Source organism: Serratia marcescens (assembly GCF_001902635.1).
Taxonomy (GTDB): Bacteria; Pseudomonadota; Gammaproteobacteria; order Enterobacterales; family Enterobacteriaceae; genus Serratia; species Serratia marcescens_F.
In genome coordinates, this window is sequence record NZ_MJAO01000012.1 from 21,148 (window position 1) to 40,581 (window position 19,434).

Annotated in this window: 18 protein-coding genes and 1 pseudogene; 13 read left to right on the plus strand and 6 right to left on the minus strand. The window is 60.2% G+C overall.

What is annotated here, in order from left to right; translation table 11 throughout:
• The first annotated feature begins 71 nt into the window (after window positions 1–71).
• From BHU62_RS13340 to BHU62_RS13385, 10 genes are all read left to right on the plus strand, one after another.
• On the plus strand, window positions 72–536 hold the full coding sequence (locus BHU62_RS13340) for a DUF2919 domain-containing protein (RefSeq protein ID WP_073532446.1): 465 nt from the start codon (window positions 72–74) through the stop codon (window positions 534–536).
• Window positions 537–691: 155 nt separating this feature from the next.
• Window positions 692–1,279 carry an RpoE-regulated lipoprotein gene (locus BHU62_RS13345; protein WP_073532447.1) on the plus strand — a complete coding sequence of 196 codons (588 nt, stop codon included), beginning with the start codon at window positions 692–694 and terminating at the stop codon, window positions 1,277–1,279.
• 182 nt (window positions 1,280–1,461) lie between these two features.
• On the plus strand, window positions 1,462–2,361 hold the full coding sequence (locus BHU62_RS13350) for a Dyp-type peroxidase (RefSeq protein ID WP_073532448.1): 900 nt from the start codon (window positions 1,462–1,464) through the stop codon (window positions 2,359–2,361).
• Between the two features lie 201 nt (window positions 2,362–2,562).
• A complete protein-coding gene (locus BHU62_RS13355) occupies window positions 2,563–3,585 on the plus strand; it encodes a sulfate ABC transporter substrate-binding protein (protein WP_073532449.1) in 1,023 nt (340 codons plus the stop codon).
• On the plus strand, window positions 3,586–4,425 hold the full coding sequence (cysT, locus tag BHU62_RS13360) for a sulfate/thiosulfate ABC transporter permease CysT (RefSeq protein WP_073532450.1): 840 nt from the start codon (window positions 3,586–3,588) through the stop codon (window positions 4,423–4,425).
• On the plus strand, window positions 4,425–5,300 hold the full coding sequence (cysW, locus tag BHU62_RS13365) for a sulfate/thiosulfate ABC transporter permease CysW (RefSeq protein ID WP_073532451.1): 876 nt from the start codon (window positions 4,425–4,427) through the stop codon (window positions 5,298–5,300). Before cysT ends, cysW begins: the two co-directional genes overlap by 1 nt.
• On the plus strand, window positions 5,290–6,378 hold the full coding sequence (cysA, locus tag BHU62_RS13370; protein ID WP_038881293.1) for a sulfate/thiosulfate ABC transporter ATP-binding protein CysA: 1,089 nt from the start codon (window positions 5,290–5,292) through the stop codon (window positions 6,376–6,378). The genes cysW and cysA overlap by 11 nt, the downstream gene beginning before the upstream one ends.
• 81 nt (window positions 6,379–6,459) lie before the next feature.
• A complete protein-coding gene (gene cysM / locus BHU62_RS13375; RefSeq protein WP_073532567.1) occupies window positions 6,460–7,341 on the plus strand; it encodes a cysteine synthase CysM in 882 nt (293 codons plus the stop codon).
• 256 nt (window positions 7,342–7,597) lie between these two features.
• Complete coding sequence (locus BHU62_RS13380; protein WP_073532452.1) at window positions 7,598–8,278, plus strand: response regulator transcription factor; 681 nt, start codon at window positions 7,598–7,600, stop codon at window positions 8,276–8,278.
• A 6-nt stretch (window positions 8,279–8,284) separates the two neighbouring features.
• A complete protein-coding gene (locus tag BHU62_RS13385; RefSeq protein ID WP_073532453.1) occupies window positions 8,285–9,607 on the plus strand; it encodes an ATP-binding protein in 1,323 nt (440 codons plus the stop codon).
• A gap of 299 nt (window positions 9,608–9,906) precedes the next feature.
• On the opposite strand, the gene crr is transcribed toward BHU62_RS13385, so the two are convergent.
• From crr to cysZ, 5 genes are all read right to left on the minus strand, one after another.
• A complete protein-coding gene (crr, locus tag BHU62_RS13390; protein ID WP_004936467.1) occupies window positions 9,907–10,416 on the minus strand; it encodes a PTS glucose transporter subunit IIA in 510 nt (169 codons plus the stop codon).
• A gap of 49 nt (window positions 10,417–10,465) precedes the next feature.
• Entirely contained in the window at window positions 10,466–12,193 is a 1,728-nt protein-coding gene (gene ptsI, locus BHU62_RS13395) for a phosphoenolpyruvate-protein phosphotransferase PtsI (RefSeq protein ID WP_073532454.1), read from the minus strand.
• Between the two features lie 46 nt (window positions 12,194–12,239).
• Complete coding sequence (gene ptsH, locus BHU62_RS13400; protein WP_073532455.1) at window positions 12,240–12,497, minus strand: phosphocarrier protein Hpr; 258 nt, start codon at window positions 12,495–12,497, stop codon at window positions 12,240–12,242.
• Between the two features lie 399 nt (window positions 12,498–12,896).
• The gene (gene cysK, locus BHU62_RS13405) at window positions 12,897–13,865 is read right to left on the minus strand and encodes a cysteine synthase A (RefSeq protein ID WP_073532456.1); all 969 of its coding nucleotides are present in this window, start codon (window positions 13,863–13,865) and stop codon (window positions 12,897–12,899) included.
• 185 nt (window positions 13,866–14,050) lie between these two features.
• The gene (cysZ, locus tag BHU62_RS13410; protein ID WP_073532457.1) at window positions 14,051–14,809 is read right to left on the minus strand and encodes a sulfate transporter CysZ; all 759 of its coding nucleotides are present in this window, start codon (window positions 14,807–14,809) and stop codon (window positions 14,051–14,053) included.
• A gap of 221 nt (window positions 14,810–15,030) precedes the next feature.
• On the opposite strand from cysZ, the gene zipA reads away from it, so the two are divergent.
• The 3 genes from zipA to BHU62_RS13425 all read left to right on the plus strand — a co-directional run bounded on the left by zipA (window position 15,031) and on the right by BHU62_RS13425 (window position 18,368).
• Window positions 15,031–16,053 (plus strand): cell division protein ZipA, encoded by a 1,023-nt coding sequence (zipA, locus tag BHU62_RS13415; protein ID WP_073532458.1) that lies wholly within the window; start codon window positions 15,031–15,033, stop codon window positions 16,051–16,053.
• Between the two features lie 78 nt (window positions 16,054–16,131).
• Window positions 16,132–18,153: an NAD-dependent DNA ligase LigA gene (gene ligA / locus BHU62_RS13420; protein WP_073532459.1), complete on the plus strand. Its 2,022-nt coding sequence runs from the start codon at window positions 16,132–16,134 to the stop codon at window positions 18,151–18,153.
• Entirely contained in the window at window positions 18,153–18,368 is a 216-nt protein-coding gene (locus BHU62_RS13425) for a DUF3820 family protein (RefSeq protein ID WP_004936441.1), read from the plus strand. The genes ligA and BHU62_RS13425 overlap by 1 nt, the downstream gene beginning before the upstream one ends.
• 25 nt (window positions 18,369–18,393) lie before the next feature.
• On the opposite strand, the pseudogene BHU62_RS13430 reads toward BHU62_RS13425, so the two are convergent.
• Window positions 18,394–19,375 (minus strand): annotated as a pseudogene (locus BHU62_RS13430) (bile acid:sodium symporter family protein).
• Window positions 19,376–19,434 lie beyond the last annotated feature (59 nt).

Here is a 19,434-nt window from a genome sequence, read left to right on the forward strand (position 1 = left end):
GCCGACGCATTGAAATTGCCGCCGGCGGCGCCCATCTGTAGGGGAGTCATCATTTGGGCAAGGAACGACAGTTGAAGCCATTTCCACACCGGTTTTCCCCGGACGATTACGACCCGCACGGCGCGCTGCGGCTGCCGCTGGGATTTTGGGCCGTGCTGATTTTGCAGGCGCGCACCTGGCTGCTGTTCGTGATGGCCGGCGCTTCGCGCGAGCAGGGCGAAAGCTTGCTGGCGCTGTTCTATCCTGATACTCAGCGCTTTTGGTACGGTATGTTGCTCGGCCTGCCGGCGGCGCTGGCATTTTTGCTGAGCGGCCGTCGCCACCAATGGGCGTGGCTGTGGCGCGGCTGGCGCTGGGTGCTGATCGTCTCTATTCTGGCATCGCTCGGCGGCTCGCTGTTCAGCCTGTGGCGCCAGGACGGCGATGCGCCGGGGCTGGAACTGGCGTTGGCGCTGTTCGACGCGCTGGCGCTGAGCTATCTGCTGCTGAATGCACGCCTGAAAGCCTGTTTCTCGCCGGCGGAACAGGCCGACTAATTGCCGAGAAGTGCGGCACTTTTCGCATTTTCCGCACTCCAAGCAGGCAACCGTTGGCGTAGTGCGGGCCGTTGTGAGAGGCTGGCACGCAGCAAAACGCCGAGTGCGGCAGGGGCGGCTACCGCCCCGTGCCATTGATGTTTAAGGAGCTAGAGATGAATATTCGCCCCCTGTTGTTAGGGCTTCCGCTGGTACTGACCGGCTGTTCGAGCATGTCCAATTTCTCCTGGTCCAGCCTGTCGCCGTTCAACTGGTTCGGCAGCAGTCTGGAGGTCGGTGCCAAGGGCGTCGGCAAGCTCAACGCCGGCACGCCGATGTCGGAAAGCGCCATTAACGACGGGCTGGACGGCAACTACCGCCTGCGTGGCGGCATGGCGACCAGCAACGGCCAGATCGTCTCTTATTACCAGGCGCTGTCCGGCGACGAAGTGAAGCTGGTGATCACCGGCGAGCCGAAAGGGCACGTGCAGCGGGTGGACGTAATGGATCAGAAAGTGGCGACGGAATGGGGCAACAAGCTCGGCACGCCGTTCGGCGACATGTACAGCAAGGCGTTCGGCGCCTGTAAGCCGGGCAGCGGCGAAGACGCCGGCAAAGTGGAGTGCGTGGCGGAGCAGAGCAAGTACGTCACCTACATCTTCAGCGGCAAGTGGGCCGGGGCGCAGGACATCATTCCACCGGACGACACCCTGAAAAGCTGGACGGTCAGCAAAATCATCTGGCACGCCAAGCCACAGCAATAAGGCTTTCGACGGGCACCGGTGTGCGGTGCCCGCCTTTTCAAACCATTAACCCTATTTTCTTTGCGCTGCTGCAAGGCAATCCCCCGTGCTTGCGGTATGATAGTGCGTGTTTGTAACAGGGAACCCGAGCCTAGCCCGCCATACCTTACCTGTTGCCGAATTCTGGTATTGAGGATAACAACATGACACAGGTTCAGAGCGGTATTCTGCTGGAGCACTGCCGCTTCGCCATCTTTATGGAAGCCACCGTACAGGGCGAATTCGCCGATTTGCGCCAGGGCTGCAAACAGTTTTGTCAGACGTTGAGCGAGCTGCAGCAACAGTTCCCCGATGCGCGCCTCGGCGCGGTGATCGCTTTCGGCTATGACGTCTGGCACGATCTTTCCAACGGCCAGGGTGCGAAAGAGCTGAAGCCGTTCACGCCGCTCGGTAAAGGGCTGGCGCCGGCCACCCAGCGCGATATGCTGATCCATATTCAGTCGCTGCGCCACGACGTCAACTTCACGCTGGCGCAGGCCGCGCTGGCGGCGTTCGGCAACGTTATCAAGATTGAAGAAGAAACCCACGGTTTCCGCTGGGTGGAAGAGCGCGATCTGAGCGGTTTCATCGACGGCACCGAAAACCCGCAGGGCGACCAGCGCCCGGCAGTGGCGACGATCGCCGAAGGCGAAGAGGACGCTGGCGGCAGCTACGTTCTGGTGCAACGCTACGAGCACAACCTGCGCCAGTGGCAGCGCTTTACCACCGAACAGCAGGAGCAGATCATCGGCCGCACCAAGCACGACAGCGAAGAGCTGCCGGCGGACCAGCGCCCGGACACCTCGCACGTCAGCCGCGTCGATCTGAAAGAGAACGGCAAAGGCCTGAAAATTCTGCGCCAGAGTCTGCCTTACGGCACCGCCAGCGGCAAGCACGGCCTGTTCTTCATCGCGTATTGCGCGCGCTTGCACAATATCGAACAGCAGCTGCTGAGCATGTTCGGCGATCTGGACGGCAAACGCGACGCGATGCTGCGTTTCAGCCGTGCGGTTACCGGCAGCTACTACTTTGCGCCATCGTTGACGCGTCTGCTGTCACTTTGACGCCGCTGCCGAAGCCGGCGTGCCCGGCTTCGGCAGGTTTCCCCACCCCGAAAACGCCGCACTTTCCCTGCCTTATAGCGTTTGATGCTTGTAAATCACTAAACGGTATATAAAAGCGTTACAGCTCCGCACCGAGTTATAAATACACTGGTCGTCAATAAGGCGAAAGCCTGAAGGAATGACTCAGCGATAAGGTGCAGAATGAAACAAAACCGGGTTAAAAATCTCATGCTGAAAGGTTGGCTGGCGGCTGCGCTGTTGGCGAGCGGCGCCGCGTCGGCGGCGGAATTGCTGAACAGCTCTTATGACGTTTCCCGTGAATTGTTCGTCGCGCTGAACCCCGGCTTTGAACAGCAGTGGAATCAGCAGCATCCGAACGACAAGCTGACCATCAAACAATCGCACGCCGGCTCGTCCAAGCAGGCGCTGGCGATCCTGCAGGGCCTGCGCGCCGACGTGGTGACGTACAACCAGGTGACTGATGTGCAGATCCTGCACGATCGCGGGCAGCTGATCCCGGCGGACTGGCAGGCGCGCCTGCCGAACAACAGTTCGCCGTTCTATTCCACCATGGCGTTTCTGGTGCGCAAGGATAACCCGAAGGGGATTCACACCTGGAACGATCTGGTGCGTGACGACGTGAAGCTGGTGTTCCCGAACCCGAAAACCTCCGGCAATGGCCGTTATACCTATCTGGCCGCCTGGGGCGCCGCCAGCCAGGCCGACGGCAACGATCCCGCCAAGACTCGCGCCTTCATGACTCGCTTCCTGAAAAACGTGCTGGTGTTCGACACCGGTGGCCGTGGCGCGACCACCACCTTCGTCGAGCGCGGTTTGGGCGACGTGCTGATCAGCTTCGAGTCCGAAGTGAACAATATCCGCAAGCAGTACGGCGAAGACAAGTACGACGTGATCGTGCCGCCGGTCGATATTCTGGCGGAGTTCCCGGTGGCCTGGGTCGACAAGAATGTGGAGCGCAACGGCACCGAACAGGCGGCCAAAGCCTATCTGAACTATCTCTACACCCCGGCGGCACAGCAGGTGATCACCAGCTTCTACTACCGCGTGTATGACCAGAAAGCGATGGCGGCGGCGAAGGGGCAGTTCCCTGATACCCAACTGTTCCGGGTGGAAGATCGGTTCGGCGGCTGGCCGCAGGTGATGAAAACTCACTTCGCTACCGGCGGCGAGCTGGATCAGCTGTTAGCGGCAGGGCGCAAGTAAATGTTGGCGTTGTCGTCCAGTAAGCGGGTGTTGCCCGGATTTGGCCTCAGCCTCGGCAGCAGCCTGTTTTATACCTGTTTGATCCTGCTGCTGCCGCTTACCGCGTTGGTGATGCAGCTGGCGCAGATGAGTCTGGCGCAATATTGGGAAGTGATTTCCAACCCGCAGGTGGTGGCGGCGTACCAAGTGACGCTGCTGGCGGCCGGCGTCGCCAGCCTGTTCAACGCGGTGTTCGGCATGCTGATGGCCTGGATCCTGACGCGTTACCGCTTCCCGGGCCGTTCGCTGCTGGACGGCCTGATCGATTTGCCGTTCGCGCTGCCGACGGCGGTGGCAGGTCTGACGCTGGCGGGGCTGTTTTCCACCACCGGCTGGTACGGCCAATGGCTGGCGCACTTCGACATCAAGGTCACCTTTACCTGGCTTGGGATCGCAGTGGCGATGGCGTTCACCAGCCTGCCGTTCGTGGTGCGCACCGTGCAGCCGGTTCTGGAAGAGCTGGGGCCGGAATACGAAGAGGCGGCAGAGACGCTGGGCGCAACGCGCTGGCAGAGCTTCCGTCGTGTGGTGCTGCCCGAGGTGGCGCCGGCGCTGCTGGCCGGCACCGCCATCTCCTTTACCCGCAGCTTGGGCGAGTTCGGCGCGGTGATTTTCATCGCCGGCAATATCGCCTGGAAGACGGAAGTGACCTCGCTGATGATTTTCGTGCGTTTACAGGAATTCGACTACCCGGCGGCCAGCGCCATCGCCTCGGTGATCCTGGCGGCGTCGCTGCTGTTGCTGTTCAGCATTAACGTATTGCAAAGCCGCTTCGGCAGACGTTTGGGAGGAGGGCACTGATGGCTGATATTTCCGCCTTCAACGGCGCCGAACGCCCGCGCGTCAACTGGGGCAAGTGGACGCTGATCGCCATCGGCGCGCTGTTCTCGGTGCTGCTGCTGGTGGTGCCGATGATATCGATTTTTGCCGAGGCCTTCTCCAAAGGATTCGGCGCGATGTGGAGCAATTTGCTCGATCCGGACATGCTGCACGCCATCTGGCTGACGGTGCTGATCGCGCTGATCACCGTGCCGTTCAACCTGATTTTCGGCACGTTGCTGGCGTGGTTGGTGACGCGCTTCACCTTCCCCGGCCGCCAGCTGCTGCTGACGCTGATCGATATCCCGTTTGCCGTTTCACCGGTGGTGGCGGGGCTGATTTACCTGCTGTTTTACGGCAGCAACGGCCTGCTGGGCGGCTGGCTGGATGCGCATAACATCCAGATCATGTTCTCCTGGCCGGGCATGGTGCTGGTGACCATTTTCGTTACCTGCCCCTTCGTGGTGCGCGAGCTGGTGCCGATGATGCTCAGCCAGGGCAGCCAGGAAGACGAGGCCGCCATTCTGCTGGGGGCGTCCGGTTGGCAGATGTTCCGCCGCGTGACGTTGCCCAACATTCGCTGGGCACTGCTGTACGGCGTGGTGCTGACCAACGCGCGCGCCATCGGCGAGTTCGGCGCGGTGTCTGTGGTGTCCGGTTCGATTCGCGGCGAAACCTACAGCCTGCCGTTGCAGGTCGAGCTGTTGCAGCAGGATTACAACACCGTCGGCTCCTTTACCGCCGCCGCCCTGTTGACCCTGATGGCGATCGTTACCCTATTTTTGAAGAGCGCGCTGCAGTGGCGTCTGGAACGTCAAAACGCGCGTCTCGAGCGGGAGGAAAATCATGAGCATTGAGATTAACGGCATCAACAAGTCCTTCGGCCGCACCAAGGTATTGAACGATATCTCGCTCGATATTGCTTCCGGCGAGATGGTGGCGTTGCTCGGGCCGTCCGGTTCCGGTAAGACCACGCTGCTGCGCATCATCGCCGGGCTGGAAAGCCAGAGCGGTGGCAAGCTGGGCTTCCACGGCACCGATGTCAGCCACATGCACGCGCGCGACAGGCGCGTGGGCTTCGTATTTCAACACTATGCGCTGTTCCGCCACATGACGGTGTTCGACAACATCGCTTTCGGCCTGACCGTGCTGCCGCGGCGCGAGCGCCCGAATGCCGCGGCAATCAAACAGAAAGTCACCCAGCTGCTGGAAATGGTGCAGTTGGGCCACTTGGCCAACCGCTATCCGTCGCAGCTTTCCGGCGGCCAGAAACAGCGGGTGGCGCTGGCGCGCGCGTTGGCGGTGGAGCCGCAAATTCTGCTGTTGGACGAGCCGTTCGGCGCGCTGGATGCGCAGGTGCGCAAAGAGCTGCGCCGCTGGCTGCGTCAGCTGCACGAAGAGCTGAAGTTCACCAGTGTGTTCGTCACCCACGATCAGGAAGAGGCGATGGAAGTGGCCGACCGCATCGTGGTGATGAGCCAGGGCAATATCGAACAGGTCGGCTCGCCGGAAGAGATCATGCGCGAGCCGGCCAGCCGCTTCGTGCTGGAGTTCATGGGGGAAGTGAACCGCCTGAACGGCGAGATCCGTGGCTCTCAGCTGTTCGTCGGCGCGCACCAGTGGCCGCTGTCGTTCCAGCCGATGCACCAGGGCAGTGTCGATCTGTTCCTGCGTCCGTGGGAAATGGAAGTGGCGACCGAGAGCAGCGAGCGCTGCCCGCTGCCGGTGCAGGTGCTGGAAGTCAGCCCGCGTGGCCACTTCTGGCAGCTGACGGTGCAGCCAATCGGCTGGCATCAGGAGCCGATCGGCGTGGTGTTGCCGGAAGGCAATCCAACGCCGGTGCGCGGTGGCCGCTATTACGTCGGTAGCCTCAATGCACGGCTGTATGCCGGCGATCAACTGCTGCAACCTGTTGCGTTAGCCAAAAGCGCCTGATAGGTTTTAGCTGCCCTTTTATTCAAGGCAACCCCCGGGTTGCCTTTTTACTTTACGCACACCAACACACAGGCAAAGATCGTGACTACGCTCGAACAATGCATCGGGAACACCCCGCTGGTAAAACTGCAACGGCTGGCCGCCCAGGCGGGCAGCGAAGTATGGGTCAAACTGGAAGGCAACAACCCGGCGGGATCGGTGAAAGATCGCGCCGCGTTGGCGATGATCCAGCAGGCGGAGCTGCGCGGTGAGATCAAGCCCGGCGACGTGTTGATCGAAGCCACCAGCGGCAACACCGGCATTGCGCTGGCGATGATCGCCGCGCTGAAAGGCTATACGCTGAAGCTGCTGATGCCGGAGAACATGAGTCTGGAGCGGCAGGCGGCGATGCGCGCCTATGGCGCCGAGCTGATCCTGGTCAGCCGTGAGCAGGGGATGGAAGGGGCGCGCGATCTGGCGCTGGAGATGCAGCGCCAGGGGCAGGGCAAGGTGCTGGATCAGTTCAACAATCTCGATAATCCCTACGCCCACTTCACCACTACCGGCCCGGAGATCTGGCGTCAGACCGAAGGCCGCATCACGCACTTCGTTTCCAGCATGGGTACCACCGGTACCATTACCGGCGTAGGCGGTTATCTGAAGAGCCAGAATCCACAGGTGCAGATCATCGGCCTGCAGCCGGCGGAAGGCAGCAGCATCCCCGGCATTCGCCGTTGGGCGCCCGCTTACTTGCCGGGTATTTTCCGCCCGGAGCTGGTGGATCACGTGCTGGATATCGAGCAGCGCGATGCCGAGCAGACCATGCGCCAGCTGGCGCAGCGTGAAGGTATCTTCTGCGGCGTCAGCTCCGGCGGCGCGGTGGCCGGCGCCTTGCGCGTCGCGGCGGCCCACCCCGGCAGCGTTGTGGTGGCGATCGTTTGCGATCGCGGCGATCGTTACCTCTCTACTGGCGTGTTCGACTGAGCAATCTCTCCCGGTGGCACGCTCCACCGGGAAAGCCTTTCCCATTTCCCTTTTGACCGACGGCACATCTGCTCCGAATGCGTGGCGGCTGGCGCTGCCCGCGCTTTGTTTCCCTGACTGAAGTAGAGAAATAGCGCGACAGCGGCCACAATAACGGTGACGAGACGCTGAGAACGATGTGTAAGGATTGAGTAAAACCGGCTGCGGGCCGACTGAATTGGCGGGAAAATAGCGAAAATCGGTGAAGGAGCAAGGCATGAAAATTTTACTGGTCGACGATGACCTGGAGCTTGGCACCATGCTGAGCGAGTACCTGACGGGCGAAGGCTTTGACGCCACGCTGGTGCTGACCGGCAAGGCCGGGGTGGAAGGCGCGTTGTCGGGCGACTATACCGCGATGATCCTCGACATCATGCTGCCGGATATGAGCGGCATCGACGTGCTGCGCGACGTGCGTAAAAAGAGCCGGTTGCCGATCATCATGCTGACCGCCAAAGGCGACAATATCGATCGGGTGATTGGCCTGGAGATGGGCGCCGACGATTACATGCCCAAGCCGTGTTACCCGCGCGAATTGGTGGCGCGCCTGCGCGCGGTGCTGCGCCGCTTCGAAGAGCGGCCGGCAGAGGCGGACGATGAGGCCGCTATCAGCTTTGGTGAGCTGACGCTGAATCCCTCAACCCGCAGCAGCGAATGGCGCGGTAAGGCGTTTGATCTGACCGCGTCGGAATTCAATTTGCTGGAGTTGTTGCTGCGCGCGCCGGATCGCGTGGTGTCGAAGGACGAACTGTCCGAGAAGGGATTGGGGCGCCCGCGCGAGGCCTATGACCGCAGCGTGGACGTGCACATCAGCAATATCCGCCAGAAGCTGAGCGCGCTGGCCGGCAATACGCTGAGCATCGAAACGGTGCGCAGTATCGGCTATCGCATTCGGTAACCTGACATGCGCGGAAGATTGTTCTGGAAAATTTTGCTCGGCTTTTGGCTGACCTTCCTCATCATGACGCAGGCGCTGTGGGTGGCGTTTTCTTTATATGGCAACCGCTATGTGCCGCCGGAAAACGCCATGGCGCGGCGGGTGATCGGTCTGCAACTGACCTCCGCCGCCACCCAGTTGCGCAGCGGTGGCATGCCGGCGCTGGAAGCCCTGATGCGCGACTGGCCTGAAGACGACCGACGCCTGTTGTCCGTAACGCCGATGACGCAACCGCCGCCGCCCGCGCCTGAAGAACCGATATTTGAAGGGCGGCGGATGCCGAAAGAGATTTCCGCCTGGGTTCAGACCGGGGAAGGGCAGGGCTACTGGCTGAGTTATAACGTGCGCGGGTTGAGGGAAGAGTATCGGCCGGAGCGGCGTTCGCACTTCTTTAATATTCCGGCGCCGATGCTATGGGTCGGCGGGCTGGGCGGTTTGCTGTTCAGCGCCGTGCTGGCCTGGAGCCTGGCCCGGCCGATGCGTCAACTGCGCGGCGGCCTGGATCGGGTGGCGCAGGGCGATCTGTCGGTGCGGTTGTTCCCGCACATGCGGCGCCGTCATGATGAGCTGTCCGACGTAGCGCGCGATTTCGATACCATGGTCGAACGGCTGGAGCTGCTGGTCAGCGCTCGTGAACAGCTGCTGCACGACGTTTCGCACGAACTGCGCTCGCCGTTGGCGCGCCTGCAGTTGGCGATCGGCCTGGCGCGGCAGAATGCCGGTAATGTCGAAACCTCGCTGAAACGCATCGAGCACGAGTCGGGGCGGCTCGACAAAATGATCGGCGAATTGCTGGCGCTGTCGCGTGCCGAACACAGCAGCCTGCCGGACGAAGAGTATTTCGATCTGTACGGGCTGGTGGACGCGGTGGTGAGCGATGCGCGCTACGAGGCGCAGGTGCCCGGCGTGGAGATCGTGCTGCAGGCCGAGTCGGACGTGGAGTTCACCGTCAAGGGCAACGCGGAGCTGATGCGGCGCGCGGTGGACAACATCGTGCGCAATGCGCTGCGCTTTTCCAGCCACGGCCAGCGGGTGACGGTGGCGCTGACGCGCGTCGACAACCAGTTCCAGATCGCGGTCAGCGATCAGGGGCCGGGCGTCGAGGAGGCGAAGCTGTCGAGCATCTTCGATCCGTTCGTGCGTGTGAAATCGGCGCTGTCGGGCAAGGGCTACGGCCTGGGGCTGGCGATCGCTCGCAAGGTGGTGCTGGCGCATGGCGGCCAGGTTGAGGCGCGTAACGGCGACAAAGAGGGGTTGGTCATTACCCTGCGTGTGCCGCGCTGGCAATAATAGACTATCTTACTTGCCATTTTGAACTAGGGCAGTGCTCGCCTTCGTCACGTACTGCGTGTACGTTCCGAAGGTTGCGCGCTGTCCATGTTCAAACTGCCTGCGCCGAGAACGTCTATTATCCGCGGTATACCCAAAGGATTTCGAATTGCAGCCAGGCGGCAAGCGGGGAAATCCCCGGGAGCTTACTCCGGTAAGTGACCGGGGTGAGCACGTGCGGCCAACAACGCTGCGGTTCGAAAGACGAAGGGGATAAAAAAAACGGCGCCGCGGGCGCCGTTTTTCTTGCTCATTCGCGATTACTTCTTGATGCGGATGATCGGGGTTTCGCCAACGGTCACGCTGCCGGACAGTTTGATCAGCTCTTTGATCTCGTCCATGTTGGAGATAACGACCGGCGTCAGGGTAGACTTGGCTTTCTCTTCCAGCAGTGGCAGGTTGAACTCGATAACGACATCACCTTTCTTGACGCGCTGACCTTCTTCGGCGATGCGCTTGAAGCCTTCGCCTTTCAGTTCTACGGTATCGATGCCGAAGTGGACGAACAGCTCAATGCCGCTGTCGGATTCGATAGAGAAAGCATGGTTGGTTTCGAAAATTTTACCGATGGTGCCGTCAACCGGAGCAACCATTTTGTTGCCGGCTGGTTTGATGGCGATGCCGTCGCCAACGATTTTTTCAGCGAACACTACGTCCGGCACATCTTCGATATTGACGATTTCGCCAGAAAGGGGAGCGACGATCTCGATAGTGCCCGTGTCTTTCTTGTCATCAGAAACCAGAGATTTCAGTTTATCGAACAAACCCATGATCTTCTCCTAAGCATTAAATTGGGCGGCGTTCCAGTGTCGTGGAAGTTTAGCAGAGCGTTTTTTCTTCGATGAATTTATTGACGCAATTCATCAGGTCTTGTGCCGTTGGCTGTGCCAAGGCCTGCGCTGCCAACGCCTTCACATCTTCGAAATTCGTGTTGCGAATAATTTTCTTGATGCGCGGGATTGAAATCGCACTCATGCTGAACTCATCCAGCCCCATGCCCAATAACAACAGTGTAGCACGCTCATCGCCAGCCAGTTCGCCGCACATGCCGGTCCACTTGCCTTCCGCGTGAGATGCATCAATAACCTGTTTGATCAGGCCAAGCACTGATGGGGACATCGGGTTATAGAGATGAGAAATCAGCTCGTTGCCGCGATCTACCGCCAGAGTATACTGGGTTAGATCGTTTGTCCCAATACTAAAGAAGTCGACTTCTTTCGCCAGATGGTGAGCGATGACCGCCGCAGCCGGTGTTTCCACCATCACGCCCACTTCGATGCTCTCGTCAAACGCCTTGCCTTCTTCGCGCAGCTGCGCCTTCAGCGTCTCGATTTCGCCTTTCAGATCGCGCACTTCTTCCACGGAGATGATCATCGGGAACATGATGCGCAGTTTGCCGAACGCCGAGGCGCGCAGGATGGCGCGCAACTGAGCGTGCAGGATTTCGCGGCGATCCATCGCGATGCGGATGGCGCGCCAGCCGAGGAACGGGTTCTCTTCCTTCGGCAGGTTCATGTACGGCAGGTCTTTGTCGCCGCCGATGTCCATGGTGCGGACGATCACGGCCTGCGAGCCCATAGCTTCCGCCACGGCTTTATAAGCCTGGAACTGCTCGTCTTCGGTCGGCAGTGAGTCGCGGTCCATGAACAGGAATTCGGTACGATACAGGCCGACGCCTTCCGCGCCGTTGCGCTCTGCACCCGCGACGTCGCGCACGGTGCCGATGTTGGCGCAGACTTCAACCTGATGGCCGTCCAGCGTAATCGCCGGCAGGTCCTTCAGCTTGGCCAGATCGTTTTTCTCGGTGATGTATTGGTTCTGGGCGGCTTTCAGCTGATCGATAACGTCAGCGGTAGGGTTAACGTAAATCTGGTTGTTAACCGCGTCCAGAATCAGGTAGTCGTCGTTTTTCACCTGCTTGGTCACGTCGCTGGTACCGACGATCGCCGGCAGCTCCAGAGAGCGCGCCATGATGGAGGTGTGGGACGTGCGGCCGCCGAGATCGGTGATGAAGCCCAGCACTTTGTCCAGGTTCAGCTGCGCGGTTTCGGACGGGGTCAGATCGGTGGCCACCAGGATCACTTCGTCCTGAATGGAGCCCAGATCGACGATCGGCATGCCCAGAATGTTCTGCAGCAGGCGTTTACCGATGTCGCGTACGTCGGCGGCGCGTTCTTTCAGGTATTCGTCGTCCAGCTCTTCCAACGCCTTCGCCTGACCTTCGATCACGGTGTAGGCGGCGGCGTCTGCGGAGGACAGCTCATCTTTGATTAGGGCTATGATTTCCTGCTCAAGCTCTTCGTCTTCCAGCAACATGATGTGGCCTTCGAAGATAGCTTCCTTCTCTTCGCCGAAGGTTTCGCCAGCTTTGGTCTTGATCGCTTCCAGCTGTTCGGACGCTTTCGCGCGGCCGGCCAGAAAACGCGAGACTTCCTGCTCTACTTGGTCAGCAGAGATTTTCTTCCGGTTGATGACAATTTCGTCTTCTTTCAGCAAGAGAGCCTTACCAAAAGCGATGCCCGGTGATACTAAAATGCCTGAAATCATAACCCTACCTTACTCTTGACTGGTGTTAACTAAAAAGACGGGCCGATTACTCAAGCTCTGCCATCAGTTTTACCAAGTGCTCAACGGCTTTCTGATCGTCTTCACCTTCAGCTGAGATGGTCACTACGGTCCCTTGAGTCAGCCCCAGAGTTTGCAGTTTGAACAGGCTTTTGGCGCTGGCGCTTTTGCCGTTGGAGGTCACGGTGATATCAGACGCGAAGCCTTTAGCTTCTTTTACGAACTGAGCGGCAGGGCGAGTATGCAGACCATTCGGAGCGGTAATAGTAACTTCTTGCTGGAACATTGATGTTTCCCCAACTTATTGGATTAATGTTGTGGAGCTAAAGTTTAGCCCAGGGGCCTGACTTTAGCTTACCTGGTTATAGCGCCTGACTATGGACAGGGGCGAACGTTGATGCAACAGAAAACGACGCGTTAGGCACTTCAGATCAAAAAACTCGGCTTTTGACGTCGTTCCAATCTGCTCCCCATTATGCCCGATTTGATGCTTCGGCGACAGATGAGTAAATCGATTCAGCCTAGACCGGGCTCTGAGGGTGATTAATTTTGCGCATCGAAATAATGCACCGTTAAATACTAAAGCCGACGGGCAAAAGCAATCTTGGACTGCTATAAAGTTTGATCCAGTCCACAAAAAAGCACCCCGTAGGGTGCTTTTTTAGCGATTTGTGCAGTGTCGAAATTACTGCTGCAATTCCTGCTCGGTAAACAGATCGGCGAACAGCGCAGTGCTCAGATAACGCTCACCGGAAGAGGGCAGGATCACCACGATGGTCTTGTCGGCGAACGCCGGTTCTTCGGCCAGTTTCACTGCCGCCACGACCGCCGCGCCGGAGGAGATGCCCGCCAGGATGCCTTCTTCATCCATCAGGCGACGCGCCATGCTGATGGCTTCGTCGTTGGTGATCTTCTCGACGCGATCCACCAGGTCCAGATCGAGGTTGCCCGGAATGAAACCGGCGCCGATGCCCTGAATCTTATGCGGGCCCGGTTTCAGCTCTTCACCGGCCAGCGCCTGGCTGATGACCGGCGAGTCGGTCGGCTCGACCGCCACGGTGGTGATGGCCTTGCCTTTGGTGTTCTTGATGTAGCGGCTGACGCCAGTCAGCGTGCCGCCGGTGCCGACGCCGGAGATGAACACGTCGACTTCGCCGTCGGTGTCTTCCCAGATTTCCGGGCCGGTGGTTTTTTCATGGATCGCCGGGTTGGCCGGGTTGCTGAACTGCTGCAGGATCAGATAGCGGTTCGGATCGGTTGCGACGATCTCTTCCGCCTTGGCGATGGCGCCTTTCATGCCTTTCGCCCCTTCGGTCAGCACCAGGTTGGCGCCCAGCGCCTTGAGCAGTTTGCGGCGTTCGATGCTCATGGTTTCCGGCATGGTCAGCGTCAGCTTGTAACCGCGAGCGGCGGCGACGAAGGCCAGCGCGATGCCGGTGTTGCCGCTGGTCGGCTCCACCAATTCCTTGCCGGCGGTCAGCACGCCACGTTGTTCCGCATCCCAAATCATATTGGCACCGATGCGGCATTTGACGCTGAAGCTCGGGTTGCGTGATTCAACCTTGGCCAGAATGCGTCCGTTGCCGATACGGTTCAGACGAACCAGCGGCGTATGGCCGATTGTTAATGAGTTGTCTTCATATATCTTGCTCATAGCCCGTCCTTTAACTCTATGAAAATGTGGGGAACATCGAAAGCATACGCTAACAGTACCGGCAGGGAAGTAAAGAATTGGTATATCTATATGTTATTAGGAAATAAGTTTTAAGCACAATGATAAGGGCGCGAAATGCGCGCCCTGTCTAAAAATCATGCGTTATTGGCCGGGGAAATCGGCAGCTAGCGGACGAATTGCGAGCGATAGCGATCGACCCACATCGCAGTGGCACCGCAAACGGCGACCGGCAGGATCACCAGATTGAGGATTGGGATCATGGTGAACAGGCTGACCAGCGCGCCGAACTGCAGGTTGTCGGTTTTGTGCTGACGCAATGCGCGGCGCATGTCGGCGAAGCTCACCTTGTGGTTGTCGAACGGGTAGTCGCAATACTGGATCGCCAGCATCCAGGCGCTGAACAGGAACCACAGCACCGGCGCCACCGTCTGGCCGATGCCGGGCACGAAGTAGAGCGCCAACAGCAACAGGGCGCGCGGCAGGTAATACATCAGTTTGCGCCATTCGCGTGCCATGATGCGCGGCAGGTCTTTAACGATACCGAGGATGCCGGTGTCCGGCAGCGGTTTGCCGGTCAGGCTGCCTTCGAGCTGTTCGGCCAGCAGGCCGCAGAACGGCGCGGCGATCAGGTTGGTGATGGTGCTGAACAGATAGCTGAACACCAGCAGCACCGAAATGACCGCCAGCGGCCACAGCAGGTAGCTCAACCATTGCAGCCAGTCGGGAACGTGGCTCATCATCGTCGGGATCCAGTCGCCGAGCCGGCTGAACAGCCACCAGAAAGCGGAGCCCATCAGCAGCACGTTGACCAGCAACGGCAGGACCACATAGCGTTTAATCCCCGGGCGCGAAATCAGGCGCCAGCCTTCGGCGAAATAGTGAATGCCGCTGGTGGAGCGGGAAGGGGACTGCGTATAGGACATATCTTAAGTTATCTCGTTGTCTGAACAGGCATCATTATCATATAGGGATGATTTTCCACTGGCTAGGGTAGGGTTGGCTGAAAAACCAACAAAAAAAGGCAGTATAATCATCTTTATTGGCATAAAGTTCAGCACGGACTTGCACTTGTGTGCGCGGGCAAATAGAGTTAAAGAGTGAATGTTTGCCGCGGTGGCAATGTATTGGAACAACAGAGATAGCAATGATGCAGGATTTGCGTCTGATATTAATCGTTGTTGGCGCGATCGCCATAATAGCGCTGTTATTGCACGGTCTGTGGACCAGTCGCAAAGAACGCTCAGCGCTTTTCCGCGATCGCCCAGCCAAACGTTCCCAAAAGGAACGTGAACAAACTCCGAACGACGATCTCGAAGAAGGCGTCGGTGAGGTGCGCGTGCGCGCCGCTCACCCGCAAGACGAGCCGTCATTCGGCCATTTCGATGCCGCGCGCGAAGAACCCGTGGCCGCGCCGAAGCCCGCTCCGGCGGCTGCGCCGGCGCCCCGCGCCGTTCAGCCGGCCGCTCATCAGACGCCGCCCCCGCTGTCCCAGCGGCCGGAGTATGATGATATCCTGCTGAACAACTACGCGCAGGACGAAGAGGCCGAGCCGCAGCACCCTCAACCGGCCGCACGCCGCGAGCCGCGCGTTGACGATCTGCCGCATGAACATGAGGCGCCGCAGGTTGCGGAACCGGCGTTCCACGCTGAGGCCGCTCCTGTGCAGCAATCGCCGGAAGTGAAACCGGCGCAGGAAGCTGCGCCGCAGCCACAACAACCTGCCGTTGCGCCAATTCCGGCTAAACTGAAAGAGACCGTGCTGGTGCTGCACGTCGCGGCCCATCAGGGCGGCGTGATCGGCGGCGAAGTACTGCTGCAGAGCGTGTTGCAGTCGGGCTTCCAGTTTGGCGAGATGGGCATCTTCCACCGCCATATCAGCCCGGCCGGCAGCGGCCCGGTGCTGTTCAGCCTGGCGAACATGGTCAAGCCGGGGTCGTTCGATCCTGACATGATGTCCGACTTCTCCACGCCGGGCGTGTCGATGTTCATGATGGTGCCGTCTTACGGCGACGCCAATCAGAACTTCAAGCTGATGCTACAATCGGCGCAGCGCATCGCCGACGACGTGGGCGGCGTGGTGCTGGATGACGAGCGTCGCATGATGACGCCGCAAAAGCTGGAAACCTACAAAGCGCGTATCCGTGAAGTGTTGGAAAACAACGCCTGACCGGTTGCCGCGCGCACTGAACATCCGTAACAACAAAGCCCCCGCTAGCCGGGGGTTTTTTATCTTTGATGGTGAGCCATGGAATCGATAATCCAACAAATCAATCAACTACGAGCCACATTGCGCCATCATGAATACCAGTATCATGTGCTGGATGCGCCGGAAGTGCCGGATGCGGAATACGATCGCCTGATGCGCGAACTGCGCGAGCTGGAGATTGCCCACCCGGATTTGATCACCGCCGATTCGCCGACCCAGCGCGTGGGCGCAGCGCCCTTGGCGGCGTTCGATCAGGTGCGCCACGAAGTGCCGATGCTGTCGCTGGACAACGTGTTCGACGAAGAAAGCTTCCTGGCGTTTTACAAGCGCGTGCAAGATCGGCTCAAGAGCAGCGATCCGCTGACCTTCTGCTGCGAACTGAAGCTGGACGGCCTGGCGGTCAGCCTGCTGTACGAAGACGGCGAACTGGTGCGCGCGGCGACGCGCGGCGACGGTACCACCGGCGAGAACATCACCACCAACGTGCGCACCATCCGCGCCATTCCGCTGCGCCTGACCGGCGACAACATCCCGCGTCGGCTGGAAGTGCGCGGCGAAGTGTTCATGCCGCAGGCCGGTTTTGAACAGATGAACGAAGAAGCACGGCGCAAAGACGGCAAGGTGTTCGCCAATCCGCGCAACGCCGCCGCCGGCTCGCTGCGCCAGCTCGATCCGCGCATTACCGCCAAACGCCCGCTGACCTTTTTCTGCTATGGCGTCGGCCTGCTGGAAGGCGGCGAACTGCCGCGCAGCCACTTTGAGCGCCTGATGCAGTTCAAAGCCTGGGGTTTGCCGGTCAGCGATCGCGCCCAGCGCTGCACCGGCAGCGAAGACGTGCTGGCGTTTTATCACCAGGTCGAACAGGACCGCGCGCAGCTCGGTTTCGACATCGATGGCGTGGTGATTAAGATCGACGATATCGATCTGCAGGAAACGCTGGGCTTCGTGGCGCGTGCGCCGCGCTGGGCGACGGCGTTCAAATTCCCGGCGCAGGAGCAGATCACCGTGGTGCGCGAAGTGGAGTTTCAGGTTGGTCGCACCGGCGCGATTACGCCGGTGGCGCGCCTGGAGCCGGTGCTGGTGGCCGGGGTAACCGTCAGCAACGCCACGCTGCACAACGCCGATGAAATTGAGCGGCTGGGGCTGCGCATCGGCGATACGGTGATCGTGCGCCGCGCCGGCGACGTGATCCCGCAGGTGGTGGGGGTGCTGGAAGACCGCCGGCCGCAGGATGCGCGCGAAGTGGTGTTCCCGCTGCACTGCCCGGTGTGCGGCTCCGACGTTGAGCGCGTGGAAGGTGAGGCGGTAGCGCGCTGCACCGGCGGGCTGATCTGCGGCGCGCAGCGCAAAGAGGCGTTGAAGCACTTCGTTTCCCGCCGTGCGCTGGACGTCGAAGGCATGGGCGACAAGATCATCGAGCAGTTGGTGGACAAAGAGTACGTGAAGAACCCGGCCGATTTGTTCCGCCTGTCCGCCGGCATTCTGACTGGCCTGGATCGCATGGGGCCGAAATCGGCGCAGAATCTGGTCAACGCGTTGGAAAAATCCAAGCAGACCACCTTCGCCCGCTTCCTGTTCGCGCTCGGCATTCGCGAGGTCGGCGAGGCGACCGCCGCCAACCTGGCGGCGCATTTTGGTTCGCTGGAGAAACTGTTCGCCGCCGATATCGAGGCGCTGAAAGAGGTACCGGACGTCGGCGAAGTGGTGGCCAAACACACCCGCAACTTCCTCGATGAAGCGCTCAATCAGCAGGTGATCAACGAGCTGGTGGGCGCCGAGATCGGCATCCACTGGCCGGCGCCGGTGGTGGTGGTCGCGGAGGAGATAGACAGCCCGTTCGCCGGCAAAACCGTGGTACTGACCGGCTCGCTGAGCCAACTGTCGCGCGACGAGGCCAAAGATCGCCTGACGGCGCTGGGTGCTAAGGTCAGCGGCAGCGTGTCGAAGAAAACCGATCTGGTGATCGCCGGCGAAGCGGCCGGCTCCAAGCTGGCGAAAGCGCAGGAGCTGGGCATTGCGGTGATCGACGAAGCGGAGATGATCCGCTTGCTGGGTGACTGATGGAAAAGGAAAACCTGCTGGAGATCGCCAATACCGTGATGCCGTTCGGCAAGTACCAAGGGCGGGTGCTGATCGACTTGCCCGAAGAGTACCTGCTGTGGTTCGCCCGCAAGGGCGAATTCCCCAAAGGCAAGCTCGGCATGCTGATGGAGATGACGCTGGCGATTAAAATCGAAGGGCTTGACCACCTGGTCAAGCCGCTGAAGAAAAGCTGATCTGACGGGCTCCGGCCCGTTTTTTTTACCCGCGCGATGCCTGCGCGTTGAGCCGCACCTGCTGCGCTTGCTGCTTGCGTTGATACCTTTTCGCCAGTACCGCACAGGTCATCAACTGCACCTGATGAAACACCATCAGCGGCAGCACCATGATCCCCACCGTCGCCGCCGGGAACAGGATATTGGCCATTGGAATGCCGTTCGCCAGGCTTTTCTTCGAGCCGCAGAACACGATGGTGATCTCGTCCGCCTTGCTGAATCCCAACCAGCGCGCCATGTAGGTGTTCACCACCAGTACGATCGCCAGCAGCACGATGCTGCCGCCGACGATAAACGCCAGCGAACCGATCCCCACCTGATGCCAGATGCCGTGCGTGACCGCTTCGCTGAAGGCGGCGTACACCACCAGCAGAATCGAGGTTTGGTCGGTTTTGCCGATAAGCGGGCGATGGCGCTCGATCCAGCCGCCGATCAGCGGCCGCAGCAGGTGGCCGGCGACGAACGGCACCAGCAGCTGCAGCACGATCGAGCCGACCTGCCGCAGGCTGCCGGTATCACCATGCACATTCATCAGCAGGCCGACCAGCAGTGGCGACACGAAGATCCCGAGCAGGCTGGAGGCGGAAGCGCTGCACACCGCCGCCGCCACGTTGCCGCCCGCCAGCGAAGTGAAGGCGATGGCCGACTGTACGGTGGCGGGCAGGATGCACAGGTAGATGAAACCGGCGTACAGCTCGGGGCTGACGTCGATCGGCGCCCACCAGGCGAACAGTATCCCCAGCGCCGGAAAAATGATGAAGGTGCTGAACATTACCCATAAATGCAGCCGCCAGTTATTGCTGCCGGCCAGGATGGCCTCGCGCGACAGCTTGGCGCCGTGCATGAAGAACAGCAGGGCGATGGCGGCGGTTGAGCCAGCCGACGAACTCGCCGCGCGCCGGCAGGAACGAGGCCAGCAGCACGGTGGCGATCAGCGTCAGGGTAAAACGATCGGGCAGAAATCTCATGGCGATGCGCTCAGGGTAGAAAATCGATGGGGCTATTCTCCCGCGCGGGCATATAATAA